The 7079-nt window shown below is 70.7% G+C and carries 8 protein-coding genes; 6 read left to right on the top strand and 2 right to left on the bottom strand.

Annotated features, from left to right (window positions below):
• Positions 1–117 precede the first annotated feature (117 nt).
• The gene (locus tag VGL85_RS11015) at positions 118–1014 is read right to left on the bottom strand and encodes a patatin-like phospholipase family protein (protein WP_331588982.1); all 897 of its coding nucleotides are present in this window, start codon (positions 1012–1014) and stop codon (positions 118–120) included.
• An 89-nt stretch (positions 1015–1103) separates the two neighbouring features.
• Here VGL85_RS11015 and VGL85_RS11010 point away from each other — a divergent pair, with 89 nt between their 5' ends.
• The 4 genes from VGL85_RS11010 to VGL85_RS10995 all read left to right on the top strand — a co-directional run bounded on the left by VGL85_RS11010 (position 1104) and on the right by VGL85_RS10995 (position 4493).
• The gene (locus VGL85_RS11010) at positions 1104–2069 is read left to right on the top strand and encodes a zinc-binding alcohol dehydrogenase family protein (protein ID WP_331588981.1); all 966 of its coding nucleotides are present in this window, start codon (positions 1104–1106) and stop codon (positions 2067–2069) included.
• A gap of 155 nt (positions 2070–2224) precedes the next feature.
• Positions 2225–3079 (top strand): alpha/beta hydrolase, encoded by an 855-nt coding sequence (locus VGL85_RS11005; RefSeq protein ID WP_331588980.1) that lies wholly within the window; start codon positions 2225–2227, stop codon positions 3077–3079.
• Between the two features lie 15 nt (positions 3080–3094).
• The gene (locus tag VGL85_RS11000) at positions 3095–3880 is read left to right on the top strand and encodes an SDR family NAD(P)-dependent oxidoreductase (protein ID WP_331588979.1); all 786 of its coding nucleotides are present in this window, start codon (positions 3095–3097) and stop codon (positions 3878–3880) included.
• Between the two features lie 10 nt (positions 3881–3890).
• Positions 3891–4493 (top strand): histidine phosphatase family protein, encoded by a 603-nt coding sequence (locus tag VGL85_RS10995; RefSeq protein WP_331588978.1) that lies wholly within the window; start codon positions 3891–3893, stop codon positions 4491–4493.
• Here VGL85_RS10995 and VGL85_RS10990 read toward each other — a convergent pair.
• A complete protein-coding gene (locus VGL85_RS10990) occupies positions 4490–4720 on the bottom strand; it encodes a hypothetical protein (protein ID WP_331588977.1) in 231 nt (76 codons plus the stop codon). The genes VGL85_RS10995 and VGL85_RS10990 overlap by 4 nt on opposite strands.
• A 116-nt stretch (positions 4721–4836) precedes the next feature.
• Between VGL85_RS10990 and VGL85_RS10985 the strand changes: the two genes are divergently transcribed.
• Positions 4837–5583 carry a YebC/PmpR family DNA-binding transcriptional regulator gene (locus VGL85_RS10985; protein ID WP_331588976.1) on the top strand — a complete coding sequence of 249 codons (747 nt, stop codon included), beginning with the start codon at positions 4837–4839 and terminating at the stop codon, positions 5581–5583.
• Positions 5564–7078 (top strand): sensor histidine kinase, encoded by a 1515-nt coding sequence (locus VGL85_RS10980; protein ID WP_331588975.1) that lies wholly within the window; start codon positions 5564–5566, stop codon positions 7076–7078. The genes VGL85_RS10985 and VGL85_RS10980 overlap by 20 nt, the downstream gene beginning before the upstream one ends.
• Position 7079: the final 1 nt, after the last annotated feature.

The following is a 7079-nucleotide window of genomic DNA, read 5'->3' as shown; positions in this document are numbered from 1 at the left end:
TGCCGATGATGGAGTCCGCCTGGCCCAGGTCGACGCCGCCCTCCGCCAGGCCCGCGAGCAGCCCGCTCTCCCAGGCGATGCCGATGGGCCCGCCGCCGCCCAGCACCAGGCCCCGCGTCATGCCTGGCGGTTCCAGTAGGGTTTCACGTCCGCCGCATAGGCCAGGCCTTGGGCGAGGCCCGCGCGGGCCGCGTCCGGCCGCCGGCGGAAATCCATCAGGTTGAGGCCGAACGCCGCGAGCGCCTCCTCGTCCGGGCTGATGGTCACCACTGTCGCGCCGCCGTCCTTCAGGCTCTCGACCTCCTCGTTGAAGCGCGCGGTGATCCGCTCGCCCAGTGCGCCGCCGGCCGCGCCCAGCCGCACCGCGACCACCAGCACGAGCTCGTGGCCCGCGGCCATGTCGGCGTTGGTCGACGAGCGCATGCCGCCGTCGATGTAGCGCCGTCCGTTCAGCGTCACCGGCGGATAGACCCCCGGCACGCTGCAGCTCGAAGCCACGGCGCGGACCACGCCGACGCCGGACGCCTCAGTCCACAACTGGAAGGCGCCGGTCTCGGCATCCACCGCCGTGCAGGCGAAGCCGCGCTCCGGCCAGGCGTCGATCGGCAAGGTGGCGAACGACTTGCCGAAGCTGTCGATGAACGCCTGCTCGTCCATAGTCGGGGCGGCCAGGGCCCAGGCCCCGATCTCGGCGCGCACCTCGGCGGGGTTGCGCAGGCCCCCTTGCGCCTCGGCCATCAGTTTCATCAGGGTGGAAAGGTCCGGCGGCGGCCCGCCGCCCCCGGCCGGGCGGGTCTCCTCGCCCGCGATGCGGTCGGCGAGGATCGGGTCGGCGAAGGTCGCCCGATCGGCGCCCAGCGCCAGCCGCGCGCCGACGAAAGACCCTGCCGAGGTGCCCAGGGTGAAATCGGCGGCGCCGACGTCCACCCCGGCCTGCGCCAGGCCGGCGACCAGGCCGCTTTCCCAGGCGATCCCCACCGGGCCGCCGCCGCCCAGAACCAGAGCCCGCGTCATCGCCGTCGCCTCCGCCGCCTGCTGTCTTGCGCCCCCAGGTTGGCCGTGGAATGGGTGGTGTCAAACAGATGTTTCACCGGGAGCGGGCCATGAAGGCTGCGGTCTACTACGAGAACGGCGGCCCCGACGTCTTCCGCTACGAGGAGGCCCCCGACCCGCAGGTCCATCCCAAGGGCATCGTGATCCGCGTCGAGGCGGTCTCGATCGAGGGCGGCGACACCCTGAACCGCTTCCGCGGCGCGCTGGTGACCAAGCCGCATATCGTCGGCTACCAGGCCGCCGGCGAGATCGTCGAGGTCGGCGAGGAGGTCACGCACCTCAAGGTCGGCGACAAGGTGGTCACCACCGGCGCGCACGGCAGCCACGCGGCGCTGCGCGCCGTGGCCGCCCGCACCGCCTGGAAGATCCCGGCCGGCATGAACCTGCTGGAAGCCTCGGCGATTCCCGTGCCGTTCGGCACGGCGCACGACTGCCTGTTCGAGTTCGGGCGGATGCAGGCGGGCGAGATCGTGCTGGTGCAGGCCGGCGCCTCGGGCGTGGGCGTCGCCGCCATCCAGCTCGCCGCCCGCGCCGGGGCCGCCATGGTGATCGCCACCGCCTCGTCCGACGAGCGGCTGGAGAAGCTGAAGGCCTATGGCCTGACCCACGGGATCAACTACGCCCGCGACGATGTGGCCAAGGAGGTCTGGCGGCTGACCGACAAGCACATGGCCGATGTGATCGTCGACCCGGTGGGCGGCCCGACGCTGCAGACCTCCATCGCCTCGCTCGCCTACCGCGGGCGGGTCTCGATGGTCGGCGCGGCCGGGCGCGAGCCGATGAAGGTCGACGTGGGCTCGATGATGGGCGGCAACCGCAGCCTCTCCGGCGTCTTCCTGGGCGCCGAGATCGCCACCGACCGGGTGCACGACAACATCCAGCAACTGATCCAGGACGTGGCAGACGGGAGCCTGAAGGTGCTGATCGACCGCACCTTCCCGCTCAGCGAGGCCGCCGCCGCCCACCGCTACATCGAAAGCCGCCAGGCCGTGGGCCGGGTGCTGCTGATCCCGTGACCGCGTACGGGTGTCATCCCGGAAGGCCTGCAAGGCCTGTCCGGGACCCATGGGCGCCGACGTCGCAGCTCAGCCGTCGAACGCAGACGCTTATGGATCCCGGTCTTGGCTGACGCCAAACCGGGATGACACGAAAGGGAAGAGGGAGGTCAGGGATGCCCCGCGCGAAGAACGGCGCCGTCGAGATCGAGTGGCAGAGCTTTGGCGACGCCAGCTCAAGCAAGGCTGGGCCGGAGGCGATCCTGCTGGTCAACGGCCTGGGCTCGCAGATGACCCGCTGGCCGGAGGCGTTCTGCGAGACGCTGGTGGCCCAGGGCTACCGCGCCATCCGCTTCGACAACCGCGATGTCGGGCTCTCGTCCTGGCCGAGCGAAGCCTACACCCTGCGCGACATGGCGAACGACGCCGTCGCCGTGCTGGATGCGGCGGGCGTCAAGAAGGCCCACATCGTCGGCGTCTCCATGGGCGGGATGATCGTCCAGCGCATGGCCATCGACCATCCCGACCGGGTGGCCTCGATGACCTCGATCATGTCCACCACGGGGGCTCAGGAGGCCTTCAAGTCGACCCCGGAAGCCGCAGCGGTGCTGAACCTGCCGCCGCCGGACCCGGCCAAGGACTTCGAAGCCTTCGTCGCCAACCGCATCGCCAACATGGTCACCATCGGCAGCCCCGCCTATCGATGGACGGAGGCCGAGATGCGCGAGCGGGTGGTCGCCGAGCACCAGCGGGCCTTCAACCCGAAGGGCGTGGTCCGCCAGCGCAACGCCGTGGGCGCCGACGGCGACCGCACGGCGGAGCTCCGTGGGCTGAGGATCCCGGTCGTGGTGCTGCACGGCGCGGACGACCCGTTGCTGATGAAGGTCGGCGGCGAGGCCACCGCCGCGGCCATTCCAGGGGCGGAGCTTCGGATCATCCCGGGCATGGGCCACGACCTGCCGCCCGGCCTCTACGACATCTTCGCCCAAGCCATCACCGCCGCGGCGCAGCGCGCCAAGGCGACGGCCTAGACCTCAGGGGACCACATGGGACGCCTTTCCGGCCGCACGGCCATCATCACCGGCGCGGGCAGCGGTATCGGCCGCGCCGCCAGCCTGATCTTCGCCCGCGAGGGCGCCTGCCTCGTCTGCGTCGACAAGACCGAGGCGGTCGCTGAAACCGCCGACATGGTCGCCAAGGCCGGCGGCAAGGCCGTGGCCCTGCAGGGCGACGCCGGCGACGACGGCTTCGTCCAGAGCTATGTGGCCCGCGCCCAGTCCGAGTACGGATCGCTGGACGTGGTCTGGGCCAACGCCGGCATCTCCGGCGGCTGGGTCCCGATCCCGGAGCAGTCCGCCGACTACTGGACCGAGATCCTGCGCGTGAACCTGATCGGCCCGTTCCTGGCGATCAAATACGCCTCGGTCCCGATGATCGCGGCGGGCAAGGGCTCGATCATCTGCACCGCCTCGGTGGCCGGCATCCGTTCCGGCGCCGGCGGCCCGGCCTATTCCGCCTCCAAGGCCGGGGTCATCAGCCTGGCGCAAACCGCCGCCAACGACTTCTACGGCACGGGCGTACGGGTGAACGCCATCGCGCCCGGCCTGATCGAGACCGGCATGACCAAGCCGATCTTCGAAGGCGCGCGGGCGCGCGGCAATGAGGACAAGATCGGCCAGCTCAATCCGCTCACCCGCTATGGCGTGCCCGACGAGATCGCCAACGCCGGCCTATTCCTGGCCTCGGATGAAAGCTCCTACGTCAACGGCCAGACCATCGCGGTGGACGGCGGGCTTTCGACTTCGCACCCAGTGGTCCGCCGCAAACGATGAGCCCGCGGCGATGATCATCCTGCTGCGCCACGGCGAGACGGAATGGAACGTCGCGCGCCGCATCCAGGGCCACCAGGAGTCGAGGCTGACGCCGCTGGGCGAGCGGCAGGCCCGCGCCATGGCCGGCCTCGCCGCCGACCTGGTGGCGCGCGAGCCGGCGGCTCCGGCCTGGCGGCTGGTCTCCAGCCCGCTCGGCCGCACGCGCCAGACCGCCGAGGCGGTCGCCCGGCGCACCGGCCTGCCGATCGAGTTCGACGCCAGGGTGGCCGAGATCGCCTGCGGCGAATGGGAGGGCCGGCTGCGCGGAGAGATCGCCGAGGCCCATCCGGAGCTTTTCGCGACCCGTGAGTGGTTCTTCGCCGCGCCGGGCGGCGAGACCTATGAGGACGTCGCGGCGCGTATCGGCGGCTTCCTGGCGGACCTGCCACCCGAGGCCGAGCGCCGGGTGATCGTGGTCAGCCACGGCATCGCCGGGCGCGTCCTGCGCGGCCTCTACGCCGGCCTGCCGCGCCAGGCCGTCCTGGACCTGGAGGTGCCGCAGGATGCCGTCTTCCGTCTGATGGGCGGCCAGATCGACCGCTTCGACTGTGAGCCGCTGGAGGAAGAGGCCTAGCGGTCGAAGTCCGCCAGCCGGCGCTCCGGCCCGATCCAGCCCATCAGCGCCAGCGCCGCCACCGCGGTCGCCGCGCCCAGCACGAAGCCGCCGGCCGCCGCCGCCGACAGGCCGCCCGCCCCGACGCGGATCGGCTTCTTCGCCATCCAGTGGACCATTTCGCCGTTGGTCAGCGGCGCGGCCTGTTCGGCGGCCGCTTCGGTGTGGTCGAGGACCTCTTCGCTCATCTCAGCCTCCGGCTTGCCCGCCCTCGGCGCTAACCCGCCTGGCGCCTGGGGGTTCCGGTCCGGCCCGGCGAAGGCTAGAAGCAGCCCTTCGCAACCGCAACGACCTCCGACGGATCATGGCCGGCCACTCGAAATTCAAGAACATCATGCACCGCAAGGGCCGCGCGGACGCCGTGCGCTCCAAGCTGTTCTCCAAGCTCTCGCGGGAGATCACCGTGGCGGCCAAGGCCGGCCTGCCGGACCCGGCGATGAACGCACGCCTGCGCCTGGCGGTGGCCAACGCCAAGGCCGAGTCCATGCCCAGGGACAACATCGACCGGGCGATCAAGAAGGCCGCCGGCGGCGAGGGCGAGACCTATGAGGAGATCCGCTACGAAGGCTTCGGCCCTGGCGGGGTCGGCGTGATCGTCGAGGTGCTGACCGACAACCGCAATCGCGCCGCCTCCAACGTGCGCGCCGCGTTCTCCAAGTACGGCGGGAACCTGGGCGAAACCGGCTCGGTTTCGTTCATGTGGGACAGGGTGGGCCAGATCGTCTACGCGCCGGAGGCCGGCTCCGAGGACAAGGTGATGGACGCCGCCATCGAGGCCGGCGCGGAGGACGTGGAGTCCGACGAGGACGGCAACACCATCTACACCGCCTTCGGCGACCTCTCGGAGGTGGCGGGGGGGCTGGAGGCGGCGCTGGGCGCGGCCAAGTCGACCGCCGTCGCCTGGCGGCCCAAGGCGCGCACGCCGCTCAGCGGCGAGGCGGCGGCCACGCTCATGAAACTGCTGGAGGCGCTGGACGACGATGACGACGTCCAGAACGTCTACTCCAACGAAGACATCGACGCGGCCGAGCTTGAGTCCCTCGCCGGCTGAGTTCGGCGACAGCGCCATCCTCGGGGCCCGCGCCGAGCGGACCTTCAACATCCTCGTGGTCGGTGCGGTGGTGCTGGGCTTCGTCACCCTGCTGGGGGTGGCCATGGCCGCGGCCACGGTGCTGTCGCGCAACCTGAACTATACCGACTGGGTGGCCCACACCTACCGGGTCGACACCGCCATCGCCGACTTCCGCACCATGGACGAGCGGATCGAGACCGCCCGGCGCGGCTATCTGCTGTCGCACGACGAACGCTTCGTGGCCGGCGTGAACCAGCTCAAGGGCCAGATCGAAGCCCAGGTCGGCTTCCTGCGTCAGCTGACCATCGACAACCCGACCCAGCGGGACAACATCGCCGTCCTGGAGAAACGGCTCGCCGAGCAGTTCCAGGCGATCGACATCTCCATCGCCTTCTCCCGCAGCGGCGCCGACGACGCCTCCCGGTTCTTCAGCGACACCGGCGTCACCTCGACACGCATCATCCGCGCCCAGGCCGACCGCATGGAGATCGAGGAGAAGCGGCTGCTGCAGCTGCGCAACGCTGAGCGGCTGCGCTCGGTCCGCTGGCTGATCACCATCTCCATCGCCGCGGGCCTGCTGCTGCTGTTCGTCGGGGCCGGGTCGATCTATGTGATCCTGCGCTACACCCGCGCGCTCAGCGCCTCGCGCCACGAGCTGCGCCGCGTGAACGCCGGCCTGGAGGACGAGGTCGCCAGCCGCACCGCCGAGCTGCAGCGCGCCAACCAGGAGATCCAGCGCTTCGCCTATATCGTCAGCCACGACCTGCGCGCGCCCCTGGTCAACATCATGGGCTTCACCGCCGAGCTCGAGGCCGCGGCCAAGCCGCTCTCCGGCCTGCTGGAGCGCGCCGAGGCCGAGGCGCCGGCCATCGTGGCGGAGGAGGCGCGCACCGCGGTCAACGTCGACCTGCCGGAATCCATCGGCTTCATCCGCGCCTCGACGCGCAAGATGGACCGGCTGATCAACGCCATCCTGCAGCTCAGCCGCCAGGGCCGCCGGGTGCTGACCCCCGAGCGCGTGGACGTGAGCGCCCTGCTGGGCAACGTCATCGCCAGCCTGCAACACAAGAGCAATGAACTGGGCGCGGAGATCGTCGTGGCGCAGGACCTGCCCGCCGTGGTCAGCGATCGCCTCGGACTGGAACAGATCTTCTCAAATCTTATGGAGAACGCGCTCAAATACCTGAAACCTGGCCGCGCTGGCCGCGTTGAGGTGTCCGGTCATTTGCAGGACGGGCGTGTGGTCTACGAAGTGAAGGACAACGGGCGGGGCATAGACCCGAAGGACCACGAGCGGGTGTTCGAGCTGTTCCGCCGGGCGGGCGCGCAGGACCAGCCGGGGGAAGGCATCGGCCTGGCCCACGTCCGCGCCCTGGCCTACCGGCTGGGCGGCTGGGTCACCGTCGAGTCCGCCCTTGACCAGGGGGCGACCTTCCGCGTTTCACTCCCCCCTCGTTTGACCAGTGGTGAGTAAG

Source organism: Phenylobacterium sp. (genome assembly GCF_036501465.1).
Taxonomy (GTDB): domain Bacteria; phylum Pseudomonadota; class Alphaproteobacteria; order Caulobacterales; family Caulobacteraceae; genus Phenylobacterium.
The sequence above is the reverse complement of the archived record's forward strand: the minus strand, read 5'-3'. Positions and strand labels throughout refer to the sequence as shown.

Coding starts and splice junctions, on each gene's coding strand:
- VGL85_RS11005 (WP_331588980.1), top strand. CDS start 2,225: ATGCCCCGCGCGAAGAACGGCGCCGTCGAGATCGAGTGGCAGAGCTTT.
- VGL85_RS10985 (WP_331588976.1), top strand. CDS start 4,837: ATGGCCGGCCACTCGAAATTCAAGAACATCATGCACCGCAAGGGCCGC.
- VGL85_RS10995 (WP_331588978.1), top strand. CDS start 3,891: ATGATCATCCTGCTGCGCCACGGCGAGACGGAATGGAACGTCGCGCGC.
- VGL85_RS11015 (WP_331588982.1), bottom strand. CDS start 1,014: ATGACGCGGGCTCTGGTTCTGGGCGGCGGCGGCCCGGTGGGGATCGCC.
- VGL85_RS10990 (WP_331588977.1), bottom strand. CDS start 4,720: ATGAGCGAAGAGGTCCTCGACCACACCGAAGCGGCCGCCGAACAGGCC.
- VGL85_RS11000 (WP_331588979.1), top strand. CDS start 3,095: ATGGGACGCCTTTCCGGCCGCACGGCCATCATCACCGGCGCGGGCAGC.
- VGL85_RS11010 (WP_331588981.1), top strand. CDS start 1,104: ATGAAGGCTGCGGTCTACTACGAGAACGGCGGCCCCGACGTCTTCCGC.